We start from the raw sequence: 25,433 nt of genomic DNA on the forward strand, positions 1-25,433 counted from the left end.
CCATGCGCATTCTCGTCGTCAACGTCAACACCACCGAATCCATTACCCAAGCCATTGCCCAACAGGCTCGCAGCGTAGCAGCGGCGGGCACCGAAATTGTCGGGCTGACGCCGTTTTTTGGTGCCGAATCAGTGGAAGGCAATTTCGAAAGCTATCTGGCGGCCATTGCGGTGATGGACCGAGTAATGGCCTACGATCAGCCGTTCGATGCGGTGATCCAGGCCGGTTATGGCGAGCATGGCCGCGAAGGCCTGCAGGAGTTGCTGGACGTGCCAGTGGTGGATATCACCGATGCCGCGGCCAGCACCGCGATGTTCCTCGGCCATGCTTACTCAGTGGTCACCACCCTCGATCGCACGGTGCCGCTGATCGAAGACCGGCTCAAGCTCTCCGGGCTGTATGAACGCTGTGCCTCCGTACGGGCCAGCGGCATGGCGGTACTGGAGCTGGAGGAGCACCCGCTGCGGGCCATGGAAGCGATTGTGCGCCAAGCCGAACTGGCCATTAGCGAAGACAAGGCTGAAGTGATCTGCCTGGGTTGCGGCGGCATGGCCGGGCTGGATGAAAAGATCCGCCAACGCACCGGCGTGCCGGTGGTGGATGGCGTGACTGCAGCGGTAACCCTGGCCGAATCCTTGGTGAGGCTGGGGTTGTCGACGTCGAAGGTGCGCACCTATGGGACACCCCGGCCAAAGAACATCATCGGTTGGCCGGGCAGGTTCGCACGCTGAATCGCCGATCTCGATCAGTTCAAGACGTCATTGAGCACTTCATAAATGATCCCGGTGGCAATCGTCACCAGGATCAGGTCGGTGCCAGCCTGTTGCCATTCGTAGCCGTCGTAATGGGGCAGCCGCCCCAACAGGCGCCCATCAAGTTTCTTGGCGATTCCCGGTGGCAGGGGTTTGCCACGGGCCAGATTTTTCTGGATGCCCGGCGGCAGGGACGAACCACCGCGCCAGTAGTCGCGGTTGTCACCAAGGATTACCCGCACACCCCCGATATCAATTTGCGGGCCGCTGTAATGGGCGCCTGCACCCTTCTTGCCACCACCCTGGCCCTGATTACCCTGGCCACCACCCTTATTGCCATGGGCACTGCCTTTGTCCTTGTCCTTGCCGTTGCCATTGCCATTGCCATTGCCATTGCCATTGCCGGGATCAGCCAGCAGCGCTGGGGAGCCTGCAATCAACGCCAGGCTGGTAAATACGAGTAAAGCGCGTGATATGGACATGATCGGTCTCGACAGTCGCAAGCCCCATTGGCCCGCATCAGCTTAGAACACTAACGGGCAGCAAGTTCAGCAGTGAGTGCTATACCGCGCTGAACCGCTGCGCCAGGCGCTGCTCGGCAAACTGCTCGAGGATGAAGTCGACAAATACCCGGGTCTTGCCCGGCAGCAACTTGTGTTCGGCGTAGTACAGGGAGATGTTGCCGTCATCGACGTACCAGTCCGGCAGCACCCGCACCACCGCGCCACTGTCGAGGAACGGCACGGCCATCGGCATGCTGACCAGGGCAATACCCAAACCTTGGGTGCAGGCGCAGCACGCGGCTTCGGAGTCGCCCATGGTCATGCGCGGCTTGAGCATCAACGGCCGCTGTTCGCGGGCGCGGTTGGTCAGTTGCCAGGTGCGCACGCGGCCGGTTTGCGGCGAGCGGATCAGGATCCCATTGCACAGCCCCAAATCTTCGGGGACGCACACGGGCAGGCGCTTGGCCAGGTAATCGGGCGAGGCCACCAGAATCCGGTGGGCCGGGGTCAACTTGCGGGCGACCACCCCCTGGGGCAGCTCGAACCCGCCGCCAATGGCCGCGTCAAAGCCCTGGCCGATCAGGTCGACCTGGCGATTATCAAAATGCCAATCCGGACTGATATCGGGAAAACGCCGCAGAAACTCCGCCAGCAACGGCACCACATAACGGTTGCCGAACACCGTGCCCATACTCACTTTGAGCGTGCCCACCGGCCGGCCTTCGGCGCTGGCCAGGTTGGCCACGGCATTCTGGATGGTGGTGAGGCTGGCGCTGACCTGCTCCAGAAACAGCTTGCCGGCTTCGGTCAATGTGAGGCGCCGGGTGCTGCGCTGGAACAGCCGCACCCCCAGGCGCGCTTCAAGCTTGGCCACGCTTTTGCCGACGGCGGCCGGCGTCAGGCTCAGGTGCCGGGCCGCTTCGGCAAAGCTGCCGCCTTCGGCACTGCGCACGAAGCATTCGATACTGCCGAAGCTTTCCATATCGCATCACTCTAAACTTTTGGTTTACACAGACTATAGCAATCACGGTCTACCGAGGGATGCCCGTGAGGGCGATACTCGGCGCCAACAACAAGGCACCTGCGCCTTGCATCATTGGGAGATCGACATGACCACGCAAAACCTCAGCGGCAAAGTTGCCTTGATCCAGGGCGGTTCCCGCGGCATCGGCGCCGCCATCGTCAAGCGCCTGGCCGCGCAAGGTGCAGCCGTTGCCTTTACTTACGTCAGCTCCGCGGCCAAGGCCGAGGCCCTGCAGAACAGCGTGATCAGTGACGGCGGCAAGGCCCTGGCGATTCACGCCGACAGCGCCGATGCCGTGGCCATTCGCAATGCGGTCAACGCCACTGTCGACGCGTTCGGGCGCCTGGATATCCTGGTGAACAACGCCGGGGTGCTGGCGGTCGGCCCGCTGGAGGATTTCAAACTGGAAGACTTTGACCAGACACTGGCCATCAACGTGCGCAGTGTGTTTATTGCCACCCAGGAAGCTGCCCGGCACATGGGCGAAGGGGGTCGCATCATCAATATCGGCAGCACCAACGCCGAGCGCATGCCTTTCGCCGGTGGCGGCCCCTATGCAATGAGCAAAGCCGCGCTGGTGGGTTTGACCAAAGGCCTGGCGCGCGACCTGGGGCCACGGGGGATTACCATCAACAACGTACAACCGGGCCCGGTGGACACCGATATGAACCCGGCCGACAGTGAATTTGCCGAGAGCCTGATTGGCTTTATGGCGGTGGGTCGTTATGGGCACGTCGAGGAAGTGGCCAGCTTTGTCGCCTATCTGGTAGGGCCGGAAGCCGGTTACATCACCGGCGCCAGCCTGACCATTGATGGCGGTTTCAGCGCCTGAACACCCTATAAGAGCCGGCTTGCCGGCTCTTGCAACGCTCAGCGCATTGGCGGCAGGCCATACGCAGCCAGATCGAACTCCGCGAGCTTGCGGATGATCTGGTCAGCGTGAGCGTACTTGCTGTCGGCCATGGCTTCGTCGGGCACCGCGATGGCAGTCATGTTCGCGGCCTTGGCAGCGGTCACGCCAAACGGTGAGTCTTCAAACACCAGGCAATCCTCGGGCGCAACGCCCAGGCGGCGGGAAGCGGTAAGGAAGATGTCCGGCGCAGGCTTGGCTGCGCCAACTTCAGGGTCGTCGGCGGTGACAATCGTACCGAACAAGCCAAACCATTCGCGGTGCAACGTGGTCTTGTGCCCAAACGAATTGCGCGACGAACTGGTGCCCACGGCTATCGGGATGTTGTGCGCACTTAAATGCCGCACCAACGCCTCGGCGCCCGGCATGCCCAGCGCCTTGGGGAAACGCTCGCTCATCAAGGGCTCACGGATACGCAGGAACTCCTCAGGCGTGATCGGCAAGTCCAGCGCCTTGACCACATACTCGGCCAGGTCCTGGGCGCCACGGCCAATGATGTGCTGCTTGATGCCCCAGTCGTAGGTACGGCCGTAGCGCTCGGCGATGATCTGCGTGACTTCGGTGTAGATACCCTCGGTATCCAGCAACAACCCGTCCATATCGAAAATCACGGCCTTGATCGGGCCAACAGCAGTACGCGGTGCGTTCATCACAACAGATCCGTGGCAGATGACTAAAAGGATTCAGCACAATAACGGGGCCTCGGGCCTACAAGCAACCGCAACCGCCCGCCTCTGGTTTCAAGCGGCTCTATCCAGCACACTTGGCAGCCTCACCTGACGCGACCCCTTCTATGCTCTTGCGACTCGCTGCCGACTCCCTGGTGTTGTTTCACCTTGGCTTCATCCTGTTCGTATTGTTCGGCGGCCTGCTTGCCCTCAAGTGGCGACCGGTCATGTGGCTGCACCTGCCCGCTGCGGCCTGGGGCGTTGCCGTAGAAGTCTTCCACCTGCCCTGCCCCCTGACCCGCTGGGAAAACCTGCTGCGCCACCTCGCCGGGCAAGAGGGTTATGGCGCAGGGTTTATCGAGCACTACATCATTGCCCTGATCTACCCCGCGGGGCTGACGCCACAGATCCAACTGGGCCTGGGCGCCCTGGTCTTGCTGATTAATATTGCGGTGTACGCACGCCTGATCAGGCGAGGGCCACGGGCGGGGAACTGAACGTGTTGGCCTAGCCTTTTGGCTGCGCCAGAAACTCAACAATCAATGAAGTGACCTGCTGCTGAATCACCTCACGCGGGCGGGCACCTTCGCCATCGCGGCAGATCATGCCGTCGCCTGGTGAGCTTTTTTCAATCAACGCCTCTCCACCCGGCTTGCACACGGCCATAAAGCTGAAGTGAGTGGCGTCGCTGATTTCGACATAGCGCGTCGCTGCCGCTGGCAGGCGTTTGGCCAAGTCAGCGGATTCCAACTCGGCGGGAAGCTCCGTTGAGGGCACGCCCGCAGCAATCACCAACGTCGGCACCGGCAACGCCGCCAGGCTTTGATCGGTAAAGCCACGGGACAGACCCAGGTCCAGTGAAACAATTGCAGTGACCCGCTTGTCACTCAAATCCGCTGCCAACGGCGCCTGCACTGGGTTCATCTGCTGGTAGACCGCGCAAGGGGCCAACTGCAGGTGAACCTTGCAGTCCTGGGCAAAACGCTCGGGGTCGAAACGGGCACCGGCAACTTCCAGCGCCGTCCAACCGCCCAGCGAATGACCCACCACTGCAATTCGACCGGGCTGTACCTTGCCAAATTGCTTTGGCTGCGCCAGCACCGCGTCGATAGCGCGACGGATATCCACCGGCCGCTGCCATAACTGCGCGGCGGCTTGAGCACTGCGGTCCTTACTGGTAGTGCCAGGATGATTGACCGCCGCCACGATAAACCCCCGCTGGGCCATCGCACTGGCCAACCACACCTGGTTGCCCCAACTGCCGCCGAAACCATGGGAAAGCACCACCAACGGGTACTCACCCACCGCAGCAGGCGCATCACGCACAGCCAGGGCACTGAAAAACACCGGGTTGTCGTCAATCACCTTTGGCGTGGCAGTGGTGGAACTGGGGTACCAGACCACCATCTCCAGCGGGCGTTCTTTGTTTGGGTCTGCCAGGGTCGAGGTTTGGAAGCCGACAGGGTTGTTAGTGGCAAGGGCGGTGGTGGCGGCACAGGTGAGGAGCAGAGCGACTAGGGCTGCTTTCAATGGGATCTTCCTTGAGGGGAGCGAGTACACGCAGGGGCTCTGCGTGTTTCCACATTATTCCCATATTGCTGTTTTCCATGCAGCAGAAATCATAGCCCCCCGTTTTTCTCTAGGAAAACTGGAGGGTTGTGGCTTCAGGATGTGGCGGTGAAGAAGAGATTCGAAACTACCCGTTCGTCGTCTTCGCCCACAACTGCACATCCACGGTAAAGCGGGGCCGGAACTCGTCGCAGATCCCGGCCCCGGCAGGCGCATCAGCGACACCAATATCTTTGGCGAGGGGACTGATATACCAGTCCTACGGGGCCTGGTTTCCATGCCCACACAAAAAAGCCCCCAGACCTGGCTTAGGTATGGGGGCCTTTTTTTGACATAAGCGGCGTTATTTGCATTCAGCGCTCTATATTTATTTTACAAAACTTCTATTTTTGTAACATTCAACTGGTTGCGAAAAAAACGATCTCGCTCAGCAAACCATTCCTTTGCTTTTTCTTTTCCGGAATCTTGATTGGCTTGCTCTAAAGCGTATTTTGCTGACTTGTATCGCTCTACTTTATCCGAAGTAATGTAACACAAGAGGCTTAAATCGCTGACCGCAAACTTTTGCTCTTGCTCGATAAGTTGAAAGGCGTTTTTTCTGGCCTGCTCAATGACATCCATTTTTTTTGTGAGAGCATTGAGTTTTAGTGTGGTGACGTTCTTCTCTATTTTCTCTGCTTCATCGTAGGCTTTTTTGACATCCGAGAGGTTCTGCAACACGTCTCGATATCTCTCAACTAGAAGGAAAGAAGTGTTAGCTATCGTACCTAGCGTCATACGCTGGGTACGACGATCAGTTTTTATCTTCCCTTTCTTATCTGTGTATTCTTTTATCGTCACGCCCGTTACTGACAGTGCGTAAGCGCCGGTGCGGGCGATGGACTCAAGATGCCTCATGGTCTGAGGCCCGAGTTTTTCCCGCATTGCATGAACACGAGCCTGGACTGTAGCCAAGTCCGACTTTACTTGAACAACTTCCTTGAGTGCGGAGTCTTTTTGCTCCACTAGCGTTCGAAGGCGCTCAAGCCCTTCTTCATATTTCTTCTGATTCAGGTACTTAGTTCTGTCAGCGTTAAGCTTTGAATTACCGTCAAATTTGGTCTGGGCGCAATCGTTGCCAACAAGAGTAATGCTGTTATCTGTAAGCAGAGCAACAAAGCCCCACTTGTGGCCCTCATTGCATAGCTTGTCATTGCTTTTCAGAAGACAGCATTTCACCTCATCGCTAAAAAAATAATCCCCAAGAATATGTTTATAATTTTTAGGCGATACTGGGTTTTCTTTTTTGAAGCCAGGGAGCGCCTCAATCTCAGAAATTGTATTGAATGTGCGGATCTCAACGGTTCTATCGAGTTTCTCGTGCATACGGATATGTACCCAGATATCAAGGTTCTATTGCTAGACATCACCCGGCTGCGAAGCGGCAGATTGATCATGACTAGATTTTTCGTAATGCCGTTAAGCCCTAGTTGGAGCCGGAACATGCCCTAGGGCAATGCGCCCAGTGGAGCTTTGAGGGCCGGTACCCACGCGCCAAACCACTGTTAATTAATACAGTATAGCCTATTTTTCTGGCCCGATATGTGCTGCTAGGTGAGGCGAATCAAACTGCGCGTCATCTGGAGCAAACAAACCGAAAGCAGGCGTTTAATGCTCGAAATTGAGCTACCACTGCGGAGTCTCAGAAATAGGCGGCATGTGAGAACCCACCCACCTCACGTGCGCAACCACTGCGGCGGCAATCTGACTGCCTAACTTCTGCTCTGGCCCGCTCTTGGCAGAAGTTCGCCACGCGCATGCTAAGTAGTCTGCCGCCGGCTGAAATGGCCCTGCCGATCACGCGGTCACTGGCCACGCTTTCCGCATCAGAATAGAGCACCAGTCCCACGGTGGTCCCATGGGCCCATTTTTTGGGCGCCAAAAACCACAAACCCCCGACTTTCTCTAGGAAAATCAGGGGTTTGTGTTTACTTAATGTGGCGGTGAAGGAGAGATTCGAACTCTCGATACAGTTTCCTGTATACACACTTTCCAGGCGTGCTCCTTAAGCCACTCGGACACTTCACCGTATCTCGTCAAACTGATTCAGTCTGTCGAGGCGCGCTAATGTAGTCGAAAGTTTTTCCGATGGCAAAGGTTTTTTTCAGAATTTTCATGCGCTTAGACGGTTATCTCGGCTCCCTTCTCTGCGGCGCGGGGTGAAGGGTGGCGATTGTGCCATTTTCAAGGCTTGTCGGCAGGCGTGCGCTGGGGCTGGCGAGCGCTGTCGTAGGCTGCTGCAGGCCAGGTGGTTGGGGAAAGTCTGACTGGCCAGTCAGTCATGGCGCTTTACCGGGGCGGTCATGCTGGGTAACGTCTGCGGCCTGCCCTTCTATTAAACGTATTACAAGGAATCGCGTCATGAGTGAGTTGATTGCCTACCACCTCGAAGACGGTATCGCGACCCTGACCTTGAGCAACGGTAAGGTCAATGCCATTTCCCCTGCCGTGGTCAGTGCGTTTAATGAAGCGCTGGACCAGGCCGAGAAGGATCGTGCGGTGGTGATTATCACCGGTACGCCGGGGATTCTGTCGGGTGGTTATGATTTGAAAGTGATGACGGCTGGCCCTAAAGAGGCGGTCAGCCTGGTGACGTCGGGTTCGACCCTGGCGCGCCGGCTGTTGTCGCACCCGTTCCCGGTGATTGTGGCGTGCCCTGGGCATGCAGTGGCCAAGGGGGCGTTCCTGTTGTTGTCGGCCGATTACCGGATTGGTGTCGAGGGGCCCTTTAGCATTGGCCTGAATGAAGTGATGATCGGCATGACCATGCACCATGCCGGGATTGAGCTGGCGCGGGATCGCTTGCGCAAGTCGGCGTTTCATCGTTCGGTGATCAATGCCGAGATGTTCACCCCGCAGGACGCCCTGAGCGCCGGTTTCCTCGATAAGGTGGTGGCACCCGAAGAGCTGCAAGCCGCGGCCCTGGAAGCGGCGCGGCAGTTGAAGAAGATCAATATGAATGCCCACAAGCACACCAAGCTGAAGGTGCGGAAGGCCCTGCTGGAGTTGCTGGATAACGCGATCATCCAGGACCAGGAACATCTGGGCTAATCACCCACACCGGCCTCAATCAAAGCCCGTGGCGAGCGGGCTTGCCCGCGTAGGGCTGCAGAGCAGCCCCCTTTAAAGCCACGGCAATTATCCAGTCAGATCCTACAGGTAGTTTTGGGGCTGCTTCGCAGCCCTACGCGGGCAAGCCCGCTCGCCACAGGGATTCTTCTTACGGCCTAGTGTTAATCGCCTTGCAGCCGCTCTAGATGGCATCTGTCTCCATCTGCTGAAACATGTCCTTAAACATCGCCCATCTCCTACCTCTACTGGGGTAATTGCCGAATACAGTGCACGTCCGTACACTGCGCCACCTTTTGTCCCGATGGGCCGTGTCGATGCTTTACTGTTTACGCATGTTATTGATGGGCCTGCATTTTCTGATCGCCGGTGTGCTCGGAGTATTGCTGGGTGTGTGCCGGCCGTTCAACCCGGATAACAGTCGCCTGTGCGCACGCCTGTATGCCCTGCCCGCCATGTGGATCCTACGCCTGCAGGTCAAGGCACAAGTGGACTCGCTGCGCGACAAGCCGAACAGTTGCGTGATTATTGCCAATCACCAGTCCAACTATGATTTGTTCGTATTCGGCAACGTAGTGCCCTATCGCACCGTATGCATCGGTAAGAAAAGCCTGAAGTGGGTGCCGCTGTTCGGCCAGTTGTTCTGGCTGGCGGGCAATGTGCTGATTGACCGGGGCAATGCGCAGAAGGCTCGGCGCTCGATGTTGACCACCACCCATACCCTGCAACACGAAGAAACTTCGATCTGGGTGTTTCCGGAAGGCACGCGCAACCTGGGCGAATCGTTGTTGCCGTTCAAGAAGGGCGCGTTCCAGATGGCGATTGCCGCCGGGGTGCCGATTGTGCCGGTGTGCGTCAGTACCTATGTGACCCATATGAAGCTCAATCGCTGGAACAGTGGCGATATTTTGATCCGGTCATTAGCGCCAATTCCTACAGCAGGATTGACGATGGATGACATGCCCGAGTTGATGGAGAAATGCCGGGGGCAGATGGTCGAGTGTATTGAAGCCATGGATCAAGCACTGCAACAACCCTGAAGGCCAGCCGGCTCCTACAAGGTGGCGTTTCAGGCTAAGCTGGCCGGTTACTGCCACTTGTCAAAGAAGCGATCAGCATTATGGGTAGAGTTGTTGCGGCGGCCGTCTATAGCGCCGGGAAAAAAATCCAGAATATCACCCTCGATGAAGGCGCCGCCTGGGCAGCCAAGCCCGGTCACTTTGTGTGGATCGGCCTGGAAGAGCCCGACGCCCAGGAGCTGGCCAACCTGCAACGCCAGTTCAACCTGCATGAACTGGCCATCGAAGACGCCCTGGAAAAACACAGCCGCCCCAAGCTGGAAACCTTTGGCGACGCACTGTTTATCGTGACCTACTCGCCGGTGCGCCATGAGGGCAAGCTGGAGTTTATCGAGACCCATATCTTCGCCGGCAAAGGCTATATCATCACCGCGCGCAACGGCCACTCGGCGTCCTACGGCTATGTGCGCCAGCGCTGTGAAGCGCGGCCGCTGTTGCTGGAACACGGGGAGGATTTCGTACTCTATGCGCTGCTGGATTTTGTCACCGAAAACTACCAGCCGGTGAGCGAGGCGATTCATGCCGAGATCGACGCGCTGGAGCACAACGTGTTGTGCAACTCCCTGAATGAGCGCGATATCCAGAACCTGCATGGCCTGCGCCGCGACGTACTGCGGCTGCGCCGGCATGTAGCGCCGATGGTGGAAATCAGCGAGGAACTGCAGAAGCTGGACTTCCCGTTTATCGACAAGAACATGCGCCCGTACTTCCGCGATGTGGAGATCCACGTCACGCGGCAGATGGAAGACCTTTCGACCCTGCGCGACATCGCCAGCCAGACCATCGAGATCGGTGTACTGCTGGAAGCCTCGCGCCAGAGCGTGGTGCAGCGCAAGTTTGCAGCCTGGGCGGCGATCCTCGCCTTCCCCACAGCGGTGGCCGGGATCTACGGGATGAACTTCCAGAATATGCCGGAGCTGCAATGGCACTACGGCTATTTTGCGGTGCTGGGGTTTATCGCGACGGGGTGCACGGGGTTGTGGGCCAGCTTCAAGCGCTCGGGGTGGCTGTAACCTGCCCACCCCGACCGCTCACAGTCAGGCGACCTGCGGCTTGTGGGCCACAAAACGCATCATCCATTCCGCCACGGTCACGCCGTGGTGGTCGCGTGCAAGGCTGGCGACACCTTGCTGATAGATCTGCTCGCCCAGGTTGAGCTGGCGGATATCGAGCAAGGCCCGGGAGTAGTCGTGGATAAATTCCGGGTGGCCCTGGAAGCACAGCACCTGGTCATTGATGTGGTAGGCAGCAAACGGGCAAAAGTCGCTGGAGGCGATCACCGTGGCATTTTCCGGCAATGCCGTGACCTGATCCTGATGGCTGATCAACAGGGTCAGTTCTTCCACCACCGGGCTCATCCACGGTGCCTTGGCGGCCAATTGATAGTTGTGGGTGCCCACGCCCCAGCCCTGGCTCGCACGCTCGCTCTTGCCGCCCAGCAGCAGCGCCAGCAGTTGATGGCCGAAACAGATGCCAAGCAGCTTGTCGCCCCGCTCATAGCGGTTCAACAGGTAGGCCTTGAGGGTTTCGATCCACGGGTCGGTCGCGAAGGAGTCCGCTTTGCTACCCGTGACCAGGTAGGCGTCGAACACTTCGCTGTCCGCCGGATAGTGACCTTCCATGACGTTGTAGACGACGAATTCGGCGGCAATCGGCTGCTGCGAAAACAGGCGCTGGAACATCTGCCCGTAACCTTGATATTGATCGACCAGTTCCGGACGCAGGATATCGGTTTCCAGAATGCAGACGCGTAGCGACATAAAAAATACCTGACACGGTGATGGGAATAACGCACACCCACCAGCCTGCCTTGAAATACCCTTTCAAGGCAAGCCCCACCCAGGCCCGGTCGGGAGGTTAGAACGTCGTGCCCTGGGCGGCTTTTTCCAGCAACAGCGCTGGCGGGCTGAAGCGCTCGCCATACTGCTCGGCCAGGTAACGCGCCCGGGCCACAAAGTCGTTCAGCCCATACTGGTTGATAAACTGCAGCGCCCCGCCGGTCCAGGCCGCAAAGCCGATGCCGAAGATCGAGCCGATATTGGCATCGGCAGTGGACATCAACACGCCCTCCTCCACACACCGTACCGTTTCGATGGCCTGGATAAACAGCAGGCGGTCGCGCACGTCCTGGGCGCAAATCTGTTGGCCCGGCTTTTCAAAGCGCACCTTGAGTTCTGGCCACAGGTATTTCTGGCCACCATTGGGGTACTCGTAGAAACCACCGCCCGCCGCCTTGCCTGGGCGCTTGTACTCATTGAGCAGCAGGTCAATCACTGCAAACGCCGGATGCTCGGGCAGTGCCTTGCCTTCGGCATGCAGATCCTTGGCTGTCTGCTGGCGGATATGGCTCATCAGGTTGAGGGAAACTTCGTCAGAGATCGCCAGCGGGCCAATCGGCATCCCGGCCTTGCGCGCCTCGGTCTCGATCATCGGCGCGGCCACGCCTTCGCCGAGCAGGGTAATGCCTTCATTGGTGAAGGTGCCGAACACCCGCGAGGTGAAGAAGCCGCGACTGTCATTCACCACAATCGGGGTCTTCTTGATTTGCAGTACGAAATCAAAACCACGAGCCAGGGTTTCGGCGCTGGTGTTGGCGCCCTTGATGATTTCCACCAGGGGCATTTTTTCCACCGGGCTGAAGAAGTGCAGGCCAATAAACTTGCCTTGATCAGGCACCGCGCTCGCCAGGCCGCTGATGGGCAAGGTGGACGTATTGGAAGCGATCACGGCGTCAGCGCCTACCACCTGCTGGGCGGCGGCCGAGACCTTGGCCTTGAGGTCGCGGTCTTCGAATACGGCTTCGATGATCAGGTCGCAACCGGCCAGGTCGGCATCGCTATCGGTAGGATGGATCCGCGCCAGGGTGCTTTCGCGCTGCTCAGGGGTCAGTTGCCCACGGCTGACCTTCTTGTCCAGCAACGCTGCCGAGTGGGCCTTGCCCTTCTCTGCCGCTGCCAGCGTGACGTCCTTGAGCACCACCTCCACGCCCGCCGATGCGCTGGTATAGGCAATCCCCGCGCCCATCATGCCGGCGCCGAGGATGCCGACCTTGCGTGTGACATACGGCGCAAATCCCCCAGGGCGTGAGCCACCGGCGTTGATTTCGTTGAGCTGGAACCAGAAGGTGCCGATCATGTTCTTCGCCACCTGGCCGGTGGTGAGCTCGGTGAAATAGCGGGTCTCGATCAGGTGTGCGGTGTCGAAGTCCACTTGGGCGCCTTCCACCGCAGCACAGAGGATTTTCTCCGGCGCGGGGAAGCAGCCATTGGTTTTGCTGCGCAGGATCGACGGCGCAATGGCGAGCATTTGCGCGACTTTCGGATTGGACGGTGTGCCACCGGGGATCTGATGACCCTTGATATCCCAAGGCTGCCTAGCCGTCGGATTGGCCAGGATCCAGGCCCGGGACTTGGCCAGCAGTTCGTCGCGATCCGCCGCCAATTCGTCGATCAAACCGGCCTGCAGAGCCTTTTGCGCGCTGATCTTCTTGCCTTCCAGCAGGTACGGCAAAGCCTTCTCCAGGCCCAGCATGCGCACCATGCGCACCACCCCGCCGCCGCCCGGCAGCAGGCCGAGGGTGACTTCCGGCAAGCCGATCTGCAGGGCTGGGTGATCCAGCGCCACACGATGCTGGCACGCCAGGCACAACTCCCAGCCACCGCCGAGGGCCGCGCCGTTGATCGCGGCCACCACCGGCTTGCCCAGGGTTTCCAGGCTGCGCAGTTGCGCCTTCAGACCCAGGACCATGTCGTAGAACGCCTTGGCGTGGGGCTTGTCGACTTTGATCAGTTCATTGAGGTCGCCGCCGGCAAAGAAGGTTTTTTTCGCCGAGGTAATAATGACCCCGGCAATCGCGTCCTTGTCCGCGTCCAGGCGCGCGACGGTGGCGGCCATGGCCTCGCGGTAGGCCGCGTTCATGGTGTTGGCACTCTGGCCGGGCATGTCGAGGGTCAGCACCACGATCTGGTCCTGGCCTTTTTCGTAACGAATGGCGTCGGTCATGACAAATTCCTTAGGCTCAGAGGCGTTCGATAATGGTGGCGATACCCATGCCGCCGCCCACACAGAGCGTGGCCAGGCCGTAGCGCTGCTGGCGCGCCTCCAGTTCGTCGAGCAAGGTGCCGAGGATCGCGCACCCCGTGGCCCCCAGCGGGTGGCCCATGGCAATCGAGCCGCCATTGACGTTGACCCGGGCAGCGTCGATGCCCATGTCCTTGATGAACTTGAGCACCACCGAGGCAAAGGCTTCGTTGACCTCGAACAGGTCGATGTCCTCGACCCGCAGGCCGGCCTTGGCCAGGGCCTTGCGAGTGGCGGGCGCGGGGCCGGTAAGCATGATGGTCGGGTCGGTGCTGGTCACCGCCGTGGCAACGATGCGCGCACGCGCATGCAGCCCCAGTTCACGGCCACGGGCCTCGGAGCCGATCAGCATCAAGGCCGCGCCATCGACAATCCCGGAGCTGTTACCCGGTGTATGCACATGCTGGATGCGCTCGACATGGCTGTAGACCCGCAACGCCGTGGCATCAAAGCCCATCTGCCCCATCATTTCGAAGCTCGGCTTGAGCTTGCCCAGGCCCTCGAGCGTTGAGTCGCCACGGATAAATTCGTCGTGATCGAGCAACACGATCCCGTTCTGGTCCTGCACCGGGATCAGGGATTTCTTGAAGGAACCCTCTGACCTGGCCCGCGCCGCTTTCTGCTGAGAGTGTAAGGCGAAGGCATCGACATCTTCGCGGGAGAAGCCTTCCAGGGTGGCAATCAGGTCGGCACCAATCCCCTGGGGCGTGAAGTGGCTGTGCATATTGGTCTGCGGGTCCAGCACCCAGGCACCGCCGTCACTGCCCATGGGCACGCGGGACATGGACTCGACACCGCCCACCACCACCAGGTCCTCGAAGCCGGACCGCACTTTCATCGCACCGAGGTTGACCGCCTCCAGGCCCGACGCGCAGAAGCGGTTGACCTGCACACCGGCGACGCTGACGTCCCAGTCGGCCACCAGCGCGGCGGTCTTGGCGATGTCCGCGCCCTGATCCCCGACCGGCGTGACGCAACCGAGCACGATGTCATCCACCTGGCGCGTGTCCAGGTCGCTGCGCTGTTGCAGGGCGGTGAGCAAGCCGGCCAGCAGGTTCACCGGCTTGACGCTGTGCAAGGCGCCATCGGCCTTGCCTTTGCCCCGGGGCGTACGTATCGCATCAAAGATCAAAGCTTGGGTCATGACGTCCTCGAACCACTGTGCAATGGAGCTCTCAAGGGGAGAGCCGACCGTGCCCTTACCTTAAGCGCCGCGAGGGCAGATTCAATGACCGATGCGCTCATTGACCTTGACGACCACGCTCAGACGAACGGTAGGAGACTATCGGAAACACCGGGTTAATCGTTTTAGCTGTCTAGCCAAGGGGCTGGGGCGCAGATGGCTATATGCCTCATGCTTTTTTAAACGGCTTTCAATATAACTTGATACGAAAGCGTTCTAAGTCAAGCCCGACAAGGGCTCTAAGGTTGAATCAGTAAGAAGTGTATGACGCTGCTGCCGGGTCTTGCTGGAGCAGCTGTAAGAAAAATGCCATCTAGCCGGCTTAATGTAGCCAATGATGGTGCTTGGCTCAGGAATAACAACAAAAGGCAGTCAGCCATGTTCAAACAATCGAAAGTTCGCCAGGCGGGGCTTATTCTCTTCGCCACCACACTGATTCTGATTTTGCCCAACCTGACCAAGATCATTGGTTGAGCGGGCCGATCACACCTGAATACTCAAGCTTTTGGCAGCACCGTCCGGGAAACCGCCTAGAGCGTTCCCGTAACCGGGGCTGCCTTTTTTGCCTGCGGTTTGGTGGTGGTTGTCCGGTATCCTGAGACCCTATCGCCATTGCCGGATGGGCCCTGCCTTGAAACACCTTATCGTTCTGTTGCTGCTGATCCTGGCCTACCCCGCCAACGCCGCCTCGTTGACCATCGAGCTGGATCACAGCCGCACCACGTGGCAAACCGCAGACCTGCTCAAGCACCCGGCTGCGCAGACCGTGCAGATCGTCGATGACGTTTCCTACAAGCGCACTATGACCTATCGCGCGGTGCCGCTGGCCGCACTCTTACCGGGCCTGCTGGCGCATAACCATGTGCAGGCGGTGGCGCTGGATGGTTTTGCCGCCGAACTGGCCGCCGCACCGCTGCTTCAGCAAAGCGGCGCCCAGGCGTGGCTGGCGGTGGAAGATCCGGTTCATCCTTGGCCGCCACTGGCCACTGGCAAACCCAGTGCTGGGCCGTTCTATCTGGTATGGACCCGGCCCCAGGCGAGCGGGATCAGCCCGGAACAATGGCCATTTCAGATCTCGACGATCAAACAGCTGAGAACCGTTGCCGAACGCTTCCCGGCGCTGCTGCCGGACCCGGCGCTGGCGGTGAATGACCCGATCAACCAGGGGTTTGCCCTGTTTCAGAAAAACTGCCTGGCCTGTCATCGTCTAAACGGCGCGGGTGACGCGCAGGTAGGGCCGGATCTGAATCTGCCCTACAGCCCGACCGAGTATTTCGGCGGCGACTTCCTCAAGCGTTATATCCGTGATCCCCAGGGCCTGAGGCATTGGCCGCAAGCCAAAATGCCAGCGTTTGCCGCCAGCGTGTTGCCGGATGCCGACCTGGAGTTGCTGGTAGGGTATTTGAAGCATATGGCCACGCGCAAAACCGACGCGCACTGATAGAGCCGGCTAGCCGGCTTCAGCAGGATGCGGCGGGGATTATTGCTGCTGCACCAGAATCACCGGGCTCGGTGCCACAAATACCCTGGCATGCATCTGCTCGTGCCCGCCGCCACGGCGCATGCCGCGCACCGGGCATGCATCGAGGTAATCCAGGCCCACTGCCAGTTTCAAATGCCGCTCCGGGCGCGCCAACTGGTTGGTCACATCGAAGCTGTACCAGGCGTCATCCAGCCAGGCTTCGGCCCAGGCGTGGCTGGCCAGGTGTTCACTGTCCTCGCTGTACAAATACCCCGACACATAGCGCGTGGCGATCCCCAGGCTGCGCGCGCAGGCCAGGAAGGCGTGGGCATGATCCTGACAAACCCCGGCCCGCCCGGCGAACGCCTCGGCCGCGCTGGTCTCCACTTGGGTGGCGCCCGGCACATAGGCGATGTGCTGGTTGAGGGCGTGCATCAGGTCAATCAGGGCAGTGCGATCCCGGCGCTTGCCACAGTGCTGCTCGGCAAAGGCACGCAGGGCCTCGTCCGGTTCGGTCAGGCGCGTGCAACGCTGGAAAGGAAATGGCGACTGGCTATCATGCTCGGCCTCGCGCCACTCGTCGATATCCACCTGGCCCCTGGCGCCGATGATGATTGATTCATGGGGCTCATCCAGGGTCAGCACATGCAGGATATTGCCGAACGGGTCCAACTGGGCCCGTACCGGACGCGGCAGATCCAGCTGCCAACTGAGCACATGCTGGCGCTCGCTGTCGTGAGGGGTCAGGCGCAGGTACTGGATGCTTGCGCGCACCTGGTCTTCATAGCGGTAGGTGGTTTCGTGGCTGATAGAAAGTCTCATGCCGCCTCCAGGTAGGAATGGTGAATGGCGTTACCCAACTGGCGCACCAGGGGGATGAAGTCGGTCAGCCAGGCGTGCAGGCCTTCCTCGAGGATTTCGTCAATCGCGGTAAAGCGCAGGCGCGCGTCCATCTCGGCGGCCAGGCGCTGCGCCGGGCGGCCGTTGAGGCCGGGCAGGCTGGCGAGGATCTGGTCGATTTCTTCGCTGCACGCGCGCAAAGAGCGCGGCACATCGGCACGCAGCAGCAACAGTTCGGCCACCTGACGAGCGCCGGGGGCATCACGGTAGATTTCGGTGTAGGCCTCGAACGACGACAAGGCCCGCAATAGCGCACTCCATTGGTAGTAGGCGTGGGCGGTGCCATCAATCACCACTTCGGCCTGGTCACCGGCCATCTCGTAGCGGGCATCCAACAGGCGCAAAGTGTTGTCCGCCCGTTCGATAAAGGTGCCCAGGCGAATAAAGCGAAAAGCGTCGTTGCGCATGATGGTGCCGTAGGTGGCGCCGCGAAACAGGTGGGAGCGTTCCTTGACCCATTCGCAGAAACGGCTCATGCCATAGCGGCTCAGGCCTTCCTGGGCGATGACGCGAATATCCAGCCAGGTGGCGTTGATGTTTTCCCACATGTCGGCGGTGATTCGCCCACGCACGGCATGGGCACTGGCGCGGGCGGCACCCAGGCAACTGTAGATGCTCGCCGGATTGGCGGCGTCCAAGGCAAAGAAGTGCAACAAACGCTCGGCATGCAACTCGCCGTGACGCGCGCGATAGTCGTCCAGGGTGCCGGTGATCAGCAGGGGCATGGCCAGTTCGTGCAGGCCATCGCCGCGTCCATCCTGGGGCATCAGCGACAGCGAATAGCTGACATCCAGCATGCGCGCGAGGTTTTCCGCGCGCTCCAGATAGCGCGACATCCAATATAAATCCGAGGCAGTTCTGCTCAACATGGCTTCAATCCTCCACCACCCAGGTGTCTTTGGTACCGCCGCCCTGGGACGAGTTGACCACCAGCGAGCCTTCACGCAGCGCGACACGGGTCAGCCCGCCCGGCACCACGCGGGTTTCCTTGCCCGACAGGACGAACGGCCGCAGGTCGATATGCCGCGGTGCGATGCCGTTTTCGACAAAGGTCGGGCACGTCGACAGGCACAGGGTCGGCTGGGCAATGTAGGCATGGGGCTTGGCCTTGATCCGTGCGCGAAAGGCTTCGATCTCGGCGGCCGTGGCGGCTGGCCCGACCAGCATGCCGTAGCCACCGGAGCCCTGGGTTTCCTTGACCACCAGCTCTGGCAAATTGGCCAGTACATGGGACAGCTCGTCAGGCTTGCGGCACTGGAACGTCGGAACGTTCTTCAGAATGGGTTCTTCATCCAGGTAAAAGCGGATCATGTCGGTGACGAAGGGATACACCGATTTGTCATCCGCCACCCCGGTGCCAATGGCATTGGCCAGCACCACATTACCCGAGCGATAGGCGGCCAGCAGGCCCGGCACGCCGAGCATCGACTCCGGGTTGAAGGCCAACGGGTCGAGGTAGGCATCGTCGAGACGCCGGTAGATCACGTCCACCGCCTTGGGCCCGTCGGTGGTGCGCATGAATACCCGGTCGTCACGCACGAACAGGTCGGCGCCCTCCACCAGTTCCACGCCCATTTCCCGGGCGAGAAACGCATGTTCGAAAAACGCACTGTTGAACCGCCCTGGCGTCAGTACCACCACACTGGGGTTGTCCAGCGGGCTGGAACTTTTCAGGGTGTCGAGCAGCAGGTTGGGGTAATGGTCGATCGGCGCGATGCGTTGGGCGGCGAACAGTTCAGGGAACAGGCGCATCATCATCTTACGGTCTTCGAGCATATAGCTCACACCGCTGGGGGTGCGCAGGTTGTCTTCCAGCACGTAGTACGTGCCGTCGCCATCCCGTACCAGATCGACCCCAGAGACGTGGGAATAGAGACCACGGTGCAGGTCCAGGCCCTGCATCGCCAGTTGGTATTGCTCATTGGCCAACACTTGCTCGGCAGGAATAATCCCGGCCTTGATAATGCGTTGGTCGTGATACAGGTCGGCGAGGAACAGGTTCAATGCCTTGACCCGCTGAATACAGCCACGTTCGACCACCCGCCACTCACTGGCGGGAATGCTGCGCGGGATGGTATCGAAGGGAATCAGGCGCTCGGTGCCCTGTTCGTCGCCGTACAGGGTGAAGGTGATACCGGCGCGGTGAAACAGCAGATCGGCTTCACGGCGGCGCTGGGCCAGCAGTTCGGTCGGGGTTTCAGCCAGCCAACGGGCAAACTCGCGATAGTGAGGCCGGACCTGGCCGACCTCATCGTACATTTCATCGTAATAAGTGCGGATCATGCCGAACTCCTTGTCACCCGGACGCAACGGACTGTCGCAAGGCCCGTGCCAGCGGCATAAACACTTAAGTATCAATCAGTTGGATACAGTAAAAGGCTGCTACGCACCGTCCTGGTGCAGTTAACGCCCGCGCGTTGCCACGCGCGCTTCAAAGCGACGCAGGCATTGCCTATCACCAGCATAGTCAGAGTTGATTTCACTGCCCGGGAAAGCCTGCGGATAATCACCCACATTCGCTGAACAGGATTCGTCCTACAGCATCCCCACAGCACCGCCGGTAATTTGCTCGTGCAAGTACCGACCGGTTCCCCTTCTTTCCGGTCTTCCCTTTTGGCCACCCTGCTCGGGTGGCCTTTTTTTTGTGAAGGATTTTTCGCAATAAGTTCCCAGTACTTTGCCGCGCCACAAACAAAATCGGCCGACCCAAGGGTCAGCCGATACGCTGCTTTATTGATCATGCGACTACATGGGTAACCCACGAACCTCGTGCTTCACACCCCATCCTTCGATAATCCCGCCCAAGGGCTCGACTACCGCCTCAAAGTCCTGCTCGAAATCACCTATACCGTCATAGGTGGCGAACATGACTTTGCTTAATTCCAGGAACCAGGCGCCATCATCCCGCGCACTGACCTGGGCATTGATCGACTCGCCACGAAACCGACCCGCAGCCCGACGCGCACGTTCCTCGTCCGGGAAAATGGCGTAGAACTCGATGGGGTGGAAACGTGAAAAGTCAAAGCCGCCCTCTTTCATGCGGCGTAACACGTGGGTGCTGATGTCTTCTTGATAGGCTGTGCTCATGAAACGTCCTCCTGAACCGATGGATAGACTTTCCGTGCTTCCCAGGGCCTGCGCGTGAACAGCGCAGGTAGACGGCAATGACATCGCCGCAGGAAAACAAGCATGTAGCTGACAAGACCAGACCTTAGCGATTCATTCGCTGATCTCCCTTGCAGAGTAGCGCGAAGCTATCAGCTCCACCAGCAGCGCTTTAACAACGTACAGGGAATATTCAGGGGGCGGGAGAGATGTCGAGGATCTGGATACTGTTCTGATCCTTCAGGCTTTTCACCGTCGGTTCGGCGATGCGGCCGTCCAGGTCATTGAGGTCCAGTTTGGCGGGGATGGGCAGTAATTTGGTGCGAATCATCTGTGCGGCGACTTCGAGGCTGGGCTTTTGCGCGCAGCTGAACTGCTCCACGGACTGCACGCCGTGATCATCAACGAAGGTAACTTGCCAGTTTTGCATCAGTGCCTCCTCGATAAAGCCCATGGATGGGCTTATACCTATCTGGACCTTGAGGGCGCGGCGATCGTTCCACTCAAGGCAGGAGGCACCTGATCGGTCGGGCTTACGGCTTCTCGGCCGCTGCCTTGAGGGCTTTCAAGGTGTTGAAGGGGGCTTCAACCACAAACTTGTTGGCCAACCAGGAAGGCACGCTGCCGCCTGGCTCGGTGTGGACCTGGTAGGTCACTTCGGTCTGGTCGGCACCTTTGGGCACCAGTTTCCAGAAGCCTTCTACCTGGGCCACACGCACATAACCCTTCTCTTCCGGCAGATAGGTGGGTACTTCCAGCAGCTTGCGGGTCACGCTGCCATCGGCAGCCTGGGTGGTGGTGATTTCCAGGATCGAGTCACGATCGGTCACCGGGAACGGCGCCTTGAACTGGGTGTAGGTCCAGCTCTTGTCGCCTTCCTTCTTGAGCAACTTCTGCGACTTGCATTCGTGAATCCACTTACAGGCACCGACGACATCGTCCTGCAGGGCCTGGACCTTGGCCAATGGCGCCTTGATCACAGTAACGCCGCGATAAGCCTTGTACTTGGAGCCAGCCACTTCACTCAAGGCAACTTTGATGCCTTCTTCATCCTTGGCAACCTGCCACTCTTCTGCCTGTGCAGCAGCCGCAAACAACACCGTAAAACCGCACAACACAGCCATTCGTTTCAGCGAACCCATTGTTGTATTCCTTATTGTTGAAGTTCTGACATTAAAGCCCACTAAGCCGCCGTCATCTGCTCCCACCAGCCGATCAACCTGATCGCTTCTTCCTGGCTACTACCACAGACCTCAAGATCTGCCGCAAAGGCACCGCACACCGCAGGCCGCTCCGGCTGGCCAAACAATTGGCACAGCTGTTCGACCGACAGATGCAGGCAGCGTTCGCCTGCGGGTTTGCCATTAGGCATACCGGGCAACGGCGAACTGATGGAGGGGGCTATACAGCAGGCGCCACAGCCTTCACGGCATTTCATGACCAACAGGTCCTCGACGACATAGTGTTGATGGCCGGGCTAGAGTACGCCCTAAAACATCCGTTTTAAAATGGTCTAACAGGGGTTTTTCGCAGAAAACAAAAGTGACCGACCAGTCTGCGACAGAAGGTCAGTGGATCAGGTCACTTTGCGGGGAAGATTAATTCTTGAATTCAAAATCCAGAGCCGCGCCTTCAACGTCGCGCCGCTCTTCATTGCGCATTTGCAACTGCATTTCATTGCTGAGCAAGCGCCCGTTGATCTGAAATGCACTGTTATCGACCGGCTTCTCATCAAACATCGGCGGCAACAACGGTACGTTTCTAGGTTGCGGCATGGTGCCAAGGGGCTGCAGATGGCGGACCATTTCCTGGGGCAGACTGAGGTCCAGTTGTGCAGGCGCCAGCTTGGTCTGGGCCACTTCACGGGCCGACTTGGATTTGCTGGCGGTAGGTGCGCGCTTTTTCACCTTGGCGGCTTTTTTAACCGGGGCGGGCTTTTTCGCCTGGACCGTTTTTTTAGCCGGCGCCGGCTTTTGTTCAGCGGCTGCCAGCACGATCGGCGCGCTGGCAGGTGCTGCCAGTACGGGCGTGGCGTTGCACAGGCCCGCCAGACAGATCAACAGCGCGGCAGGAAAAATATAAGTCATATCGCCTACAGCATTAACGGCAGAAGGCCATATGCTCGCTTGTTGAGCGCGGCATGACAAGCGCGGTGATTAGCCACCTACCGTTCCTGCCCGTCTTTGGCGCTTCAAAACCCGCTCGCCGCCTCCTGGCACAACTGGTTGGCCAGCATGCCCAGGGTCATCAAGGCGCGCTCGGCTTCACGGTTCCACGGGGTACCGCAATTAAGCCGGATACAGTGGTTGAACTGTTCTGTATTACTGAAGATCAGCCCCGGCGCAATGCTGATGCCCTGCTGCAGGGCGCGCACGTGCAGTTCCTGGGTGTTGACCCTGCCCGGCAGGCTGACCCACAGGATAAAACCGCCGGTCGGTCGGCTCATCTGCGTGCCTTCGGGGAAATACTGCTGCACCGCCAACTGGAAGGCGCTGAGGTTCTTGCGGTATTCCTGGCGAATGTAGCGCAAGTGCCGGTCGTAACCGCCGTTCTCCAGGTACGCCGCCACCCCCATCTGCGTGACGCTGCACGCCGAGTGGGTGCTGAACATCTGCAGGCGCTGGATCTCCTGCTGGTATTTGCCGGCAATCATCCAGCCGATGCGCACGCCGGGGGACAGGGTCTTGGAAAAACTCGAGCAGTAGATCACCCGGTCCAGGCGGTCATACGCCTTGAGGGCCTTGGTGCGGCCCAATTCGAACATCAATTCGCCGTAGATATCATCTTCAACAATCTGGATATCGAAATCCGAGGCCAGGCGCAGCAACTGTTTCTGCCGCTCTTCGGGCATGGTGCCGCCCAGGGGATTGCTCAGGCGCGTGGTCAGCACCAGGGCCTTGATCGACCATTGGTTGGCCGCCAGTTGCAGAGCCTCCAGGCTCATGCCGGTGGCCGGGTCGCTGGGGATCTCGATGACCTTGAGGCCGAGCAAGTCCGCCAGTTGCAACAGGCCGTAATAGGTGGGGGACTCGGCGGCGATCAGGTCGCCGGGACGGGTCAGCACGCGCAAAGACATCTGCAACGCATCGACACACCCGTGGGTGATCACCACTTCGGACGGGTCGACCACCACGCCGGCATCGCGCATGCGAATCGCGACCTGGCGCCGCAACGGCTCAAAGCCCGGGCTGAACATATAGCTGAACGCCCGTGGACTCTGAAAGCGCGTGACCTTGGCCAGTTGCTGGTGCAGCGCGCGTACCGGCAGGTAATCGACACTGGGCACGGCGGCCCCCAGCGGGAACACCCCTTCACGACGGGACTCGACCAAGACCTGTTGAATGATGCTGCTGCGAGTGACCAGGCCCGGGCGCTCGACCCGCGCGATATCCGGCGTCGGTGCGGTCAGGGCCGGGGTCTGGTGCACGTAATACCCGGACTGCGGCCGCGCGCGGATCAACCCCTGATCCTCGAGATTGGCGTAGGCCTGCAACACCGTGGCATGACTGACATTGAGCTGGGAGCTCATCTTGCGCACCGAAGGCACGCGCTCACCCGGTTGATAGACACCGCGCCGGATATCCTCAGCCAATTGCTGGGCGATACGTTGGTAAAGCAAGAGATTGGTCATGACGCAGCACTCGATTTCACGGGTATTTTATTTTTGTGTGAAACATACCGGCACAGTTTAGAAGTGTACGGGGACAGTTGCCACAATAGTCGAGGACGGGCGGCAGTGATAGAAAAAACTGTAGGGGTTGAGCACGCAATGGCGGGCATGAAAAACCCGATCGAGGATCGGGTTACGGGGCGAGACACACAGCCTATTCCCTGTGGGAGCTGGCTTGCCTGAGATGGCATCGCTGCGGTTCAGTTGAAAGTCCGCGTCGCCTGTATCGCAGGCAAGCCGGCACCCACAAGAACTGAGGTTCAGCGCGCGGCGCCGAGCTGGCCCTTGTCATCGGAGAAGACAATCTCCACACGCCGGTTCTGCGCCCGCCCCCGTTCGGAAGCATTCACTTCCACCGGGTACTGATCGCCATAACCTTCCACCTGGATGCGTTTGTCATCAATGCCCAGGTCAACCAGTACGTCCGCCACGGCCTGTGCCCGGTCACGGGACAGTTTGAGGTTTTCCTGCTCGCCGCCGGTACTGTCGGTATAGCCCTCGATCCGCACTACGCGCTTGGGGTTCAGTTGCAGGAATTGCACGATCTTCAGCACTGTACGGTTGGCGGAGTTTTTCAGTTCGGCCTGGCCGGTGTCGAACAGCACATCGCCCAGGGTCATCACCAGGCCACGATCGGTCTGGGTGGTGGTCAGGCTGGCGATCTGCTCTTCGAGCCACTTGCCCTGTTGTTGCACGCTCAACAATTTGGCCTCGCGCAGCGCCAGTTGCAGGCGTTGGCGCTCCAGTTCGCGTTTGGCGGCACGTTCTTCGTTGAGCACCAGTTGCGTATGTTCCCGGGCAATCGCGCTGTAGCGCTGGCTCAGGTAGGCGTAATGCACCACGTCGCCACCACTGCCCCAGTAGCTGGACAGACGGTCGGCGCGGGCCAGGGACTCACCGGCGCGGATCACGTCCTTGGGCGCGATACGCAATACATTGGAGTCTTCCTTGACCTTCTGGAAGTCGCTGCCGGCCTGTTGCAACGCAGTGTCGCTATTGGGGTGGCTGGCACAGCCGCCGAGCACCAAGCTGCTCAATAGCAGCCCACAGGTCAGACGGTTCATTGAGCATCTCCCAGCTGTTTGCGCAGGCGGGTGATACGGGTGTCGAGGACATTCAACTGTTCCTGGCTTTTTTGCGTCAGCACCCGTGCCTCTGCCAGGCGGGCATCCAGTTCGGCCTGTTCAGCCAGCATGCGGGCATCCTTGTAGGATTCATCCGCCATATCGGCCTTGGCCTGGGCCAGCTTCGTTTCGGCGAGTTTCAACTCGGGCACGTCGTCAGCAACGGCCCCCACGGCGGCGGCTTGCTCCAGGGCTTGCTGGGTCAGGCGCATTTGCTCATTCGGCGCAGGATCTGCGGCACAGCCCGCCAGCGTTACTACGGCGAGGGCGGCGAAAAGAGGTCGAATAGTCACTAA

Annotated in this window: 28 protein-coding genes and 1 tRNA gene; 8 read left to right on the forward strand and 21 right to left on the reverse strand. The window is 59.5% G+C overall.

All coding sequences use genetic code 11. The features are described 5' to 3' along the window. Positions 1-2: 2 nt before the first annotated feature. The gene (locus JFT44_RS16265; protein ID WP_198830912.1) at positions 3-731 is read left to right on the forward strand and encodes an aspartate/glutamate racemase family protein; all 729 of its coding nucleotides are present in this window, start codon (positions 3-5) and stop codon (positions 729-731) included. 14 nt (positions 732-745) lie between these two features. Here JFT44_RS16265 and JFT44_RS16270 read toward each other — a convergent pair whose 3' ends face one another. After that, positions 746-1,237 (reverse strand): anti-virulence regulator CigR family protein, encoded by a 492-nt coding sequence (locus JFT44_RS16270; RefSeq protein WP_374068244.1) that lies wholly within the window; start codon positions 1,235-1,237, stop codon positions 746-748. A gap of 76 nt (positions 1,238-1,313) precedes the next feature. Beyond that, a complete protein-coding gene (locus JFT44_RS16275) occupies positions 1,314-2,237 on the reverse strand; it encodes a LysR family transcriptional regulator (RefSeq protein ID WP_115128731.1) in 924 nt (307 codons plus the stop codon). 127 nt (positions 2,238-2,364) lie between these two features. On the opposite strand from JFT44_RS16275, the gene JFT44_RS16280 reads away from it, so the two are divergent. Continuing rightward, the gene (locus JFT44_RS16280; RefSeq protein ID WP_057444986.1) at positions 2,365-3,111 is read left to right on the forward strand and encodes a 3-oxoacyl-ACP reductase family protein; all 747 of its coding nucleotides are present in this window, start codon (positions 2,365-2,367) and stop codon (positions 3,109-3,111) included. Positions 3,112-3,149: 38 nt separating this feature from the next. Here the strand turns inward: JFT44_RS16280 and JFT44_RS16285 are convergent, their stop codons facing one another. Next, positions 3,150-3,839 (reverse strand): HAD-IA family hydrolase, encoded by a 690-nt coding sequence (locus JFT44_RS16285; RefSeq protein WP_198830914.1) that lies wholly within the window; start codon positions 3,837-3,839, stop codon positions 3,150-3,152. Positions 3,840-3,982: 143 nt separating this feature from the next. On the opposite strand from JFT44_RS16285, the gene JFT44_RS16290 reads away from it, so the two are divergent. Next, positions 3,983-4,354, forward strand: a complete 372-nt coding sequence (locus JFT44_RS16290; RefSeq protein WP_057439546.1) for a DUF2784 domain-containing protein — start codon at positions 3,983-3,985, stop codon at positions 4,352-4,354. A 10-nt stretch (positions 4,355-4,364) separates the two neighbouring features. On the opposite strand, the gene JFT44_RS16295 is transcribed toward JFT44_RS16290, so the two are convergent. From JFT44_RS16295 to JFT44_RS16305, 3 genes are all read right to left on the reverse strand, one after another. Continuing rightward, positions 4,365-5,387 (reverse strand): alpha/beta fold hydrolase, encoded by a 1,023-nt coding sequence (locus tag JFT44_RS16295; RefSeq protein ID WP_170059610.1) that lies wholly within the window; start codon positions 5,385-5,387, stop codon positions 4,365-4,367. A gap of 411 nt (positions 5,388-5,798) precedes the next feature. After that, on the reverse strand, positions 5,799-6,791 hold the full coding sequence (locus JFT44_RS16300; RefSeq protein WP_057960361.1) for a hypothetical protein: 993 nt from the start codon (positions 6,789-6,791) through the stop codon (positions 5,799-5,801). Between the two features lie 612 nt (positions 6,792-7,403). Continuing rightward, positions 7,404-7,493, reverse strand: a tRNA-Ser gene (locus tag JFT44_RS16305). 333 nt (positions 7,494-7,826) lie between these two features. Between JFT44_RS16305 and JFT44_RS16310 the strand changes: the two genes are divergently transcribed. From JFT44_RS16310 to JFT44_RS16320, 3 genes are all read left to right on the forward strand, one after another. Then, positions 7,827-8,516, forward strand: coding sequence for a crotonase/enoyl-CoA hydratase family protein (locus JFT44_RS16310; protein WP_057960362.1), 690 nt, complete (start codon positions 7,827-7,829; stop codon positions 8,514-8,516). A gap of 335 nt (positions 8,517-8,851) precedes the next feature. Beyond that, complete coding sequence (locus JFT44_RS16315) at positions 8,852-9,574, forward strand: 1-acylglycerol-3-phosphate O-acyltransferase (protein WP_057439577.1); 723 nt, start codon at positions 8,852-8,854, stop codon at positions 9,572-9,574. 80 nt (positions 9,575-9,654) lie between these two features. After that, the gene (locus tag JFT44_RS16320) at positions 9,655-10,626 is read left to right on the forward strand and encodes a magnesium and cobalt transport protein CorA (RefSeq protein WP_115128735.1); all 972 of its coding nucleotides are present in this window, start codon (positions 9,655-9,657) and stop codon (positions 10,624-10,626) included. A 24-nt stretch (positions 10,627-10,650) separates the two neighbouring features. Here the strand turns inward: JFT44_RS16320 and JFT44_RS16325 are convergent, their stop codons facing one another. The 3 genes from JFT44_RS16325 to JFT44_RS16335 all read right to left on the reverse strand — a co-directional run bounded on the left by JFT44_RS16325 (position 10,651) and on the right by JFT44_RS16335 (position 14,837). Further along, positions 10,651-11,373, reverse strand: a complete 723-nt coding sequence (locus tag JFT44_RS16325) for an amidotransferase (protein WP_057439578.1) — start codon at positions 11,371-11,373, stop codon at positions 10,651-10,653. 97 nt (positions 11,374-11,470) lie between these two features. Then, a complete protein-coding gene (locus JFT44_RS16330) occupies positions 11,471-13,615 on the reverse strand; it encodes a 3-hydroxyacyl-CoA dehydrogenase NAD-binding domain-containing protein (RefSeq protein WP_198830915.1) in 2,145 nt (714 codons plus the stop codon). A 16-nt stretch (positions 13,616-13,631) separates the two neighbouring features. Beyond that, positions 13,632-14,837, reverse strand: a complete 1,206-nt coding sequence (locus JFT44_RS16335) for an acetyl-CoA C-acetyltransferase (protein WP_169960807.1) — start codon at positions 14,835-14,837, stop codon at positions 13,632-13,634. Positions 14,838-15,140: 303 nt separating this feature from the next. Here JFT44_RS16335 and JFT44_RS16340 point away from each other — a divergent pair, with 303 nt between their 5' ends. Together JFT44_RS16340 and JFT44_RS16345 are read left to right on the forward strand one after the other, a co-directional pair. After that, a complete protein-coding gene (locus JFT44_RS16340) occupies positions 15,141-15,350 on the forward strand; it encodes a hypothetical protein (protein ID WP_169960798.1) in 210 nt (69 codons plus the stop codon). Between the two features lie 145 nt (positions 15,351-15,495). Then, positions 15,496-16,317 (forward strand): cytochrome c, encoded by an 822-nt coding sequence (locus tag JFT44_RS16345; RefSeq protein ID WP_198830916.1) that lies wholly within the window; start codon positions 15,496-15,498, stop codon positions 16,315-16,317. A gap of 39 nt (positions 16,318-16,356) precedes the next feature. Here the strand turns inward: JFT44_RS16345 and JFT44_RS16350 are convergent, their stop codons facing one another. From JFT44_RS16350 to JFT44_RS16405, 12 genes are all read right to left on the reverse strand, one after another. Next, positions 16,357-17,160: a transglutaminase family protein gene (locus JFT44_RS16350; RefSeq protein WP_057960372.1), complete on the reverse strand. Its 804-nt coding sequence runs from the start codon at positions 17,158-17,160 to the stop codon at positions 16,357-16,359. Next, a complete protein-coding gene (locus JFT44_RS16355; protein ID WP_169989625.1) occupies positions 17,157-18,107 on the reverse strand; it encodes an alpha-E domain-containing protein in 951 nt (316 codons plus the stop codon). Before JFT44_RS16355 ends, JFT44_RS16350 begins: the two co-directional genes overlap by 4 nt. Positions 18,108-18,111: 4 nt before the next feature. Then, on the reverse strand, positions 18,112-19,521 hold the full coding sequence (locus JFT44_RS16360) for a circularly permuted type 2 ATP-grasp protein (protein ID WP_057960374.1): 1,410 nt from the start codon (positions 19,519-19,521) through the stop codon (positions 18,112-18,114). A 71-nt stretch (positions 19,522-19,592) separates the two neighbouring features. Continuing rightward, positions 19,593-19,979, reverse strand: coding sequence for a hypothetical protein (locus JFT44_RS16365; protein ID WP_198830917.1), 387 nt, complete (start codon positions 19,977-19,979; stop codon positions 19,593-19,595). A 4-nt stretch (positions 19,980-19,983) separates the two neighbouring features. Continuing rightward, on the reverse strand, positions 19,984-20,325 hold the full coding sequence (locus JFT44_RS16370; protein ID WP_029299641.1) for a ribonuclease E inhibitor RraB: 342 nt from the start codon (positions 20,323-20,325) through the stop codon (positions 19,984-19,986). A 211-nt stretch (positions 20,326-20,536) separates the two neighbouring features. Beyond that, a complete protein-coding gene (locus JFT44_RS16375; RefSeq protein WP_233093274.1) occupies positions 20,537-20,773 on the reverse strand; it encodes a hypothetical protein in 237 nt (78 codons plus the stop codon). A 103-nt stretch (positions 20,774-20,876) separates the two neighbouring features. Continuing rightward, positions 20,877-21,485, reverse strand: coding sequence for an START domain-containing protein (locus JFT44_RS16380; protein WP_057439582.1), 609 nt, complete (start codon positions 21,483-21,485; stop codon positions 20,877-20,879). Positions 21,486-21,526: 41 nt separating this feature from the next. After that, positions 21,527-21,781 (reverse strand): YkgJ family cysteine cluster protein, encoded by a 255-nt coding sequence (locus JFT44_RS16385; protein WP_076961156.1) that lies wholly within the window; start codon positions 21,779-21,781, stop codon positions 21,527-21,529. Between the two features lie 160 nt (positions 21,782-21,941). After that, entirely contained in the window at positions 21,942-22,430 is a 489-nt protein-coding gene (locus JFT44_RS16390; RefSeq protein ID WP_115128740.1) for a translation initiation factor 2, read from the reverse strand. A gap of 104 nt (positions 22,431-22,534) precedes the next feature. Next, a complete protein-coding gene (locus JFT44_RS16395) occupies positions 22,535-23,974 on the reverse strand; it encodes a PLP-dependent aminotransferase family protein (protein ID WP_057960378.1) in 1,440 nt (479 codons plus the stop codon). 299 nt (positions 23,975-24,273) lie between these two features. Then, positions 24,274-25,077 (reverse strand): OmpA family protein, encoded by an 804-nt coding sequence (locus tag JFT44_RS16400; RefSeq protein ID WP_057960379.1) that lies wholly within the window; start codon positions 25,075-25,077, stop codon positions 24,274-24,276. Beyond that, positions 25,074-25,430, reverse strand: coding sequence for a DUF4398 domain-containing protein (locus JFT44_RS16405; RefSeq protein WP_057439585.1), 357 nt, complete (start codon positions 25,428-25,430; stop codon positions 25,074-25,076). The genes JFT44_RS16400 and JFT44_RS16405 overlap by 4 nt, the downstream gene beginning before the upstream one ends. Positions 25,431-25,433 lie beyond the last annotated feature (3 nt).

The sequence above is a fragment of the Pseudomonas sp. MF5691 genome, from assembly GCF_016405645.1.
In the GTDB taxonomy this organism is placed as follows: Bacteria; Pseudomonadota; Gammaproteobacteria; order Pseudomonadales; family Pseudomonadaceae; genus Aquipseudomonas; species Aquipseudomonas shahriarae.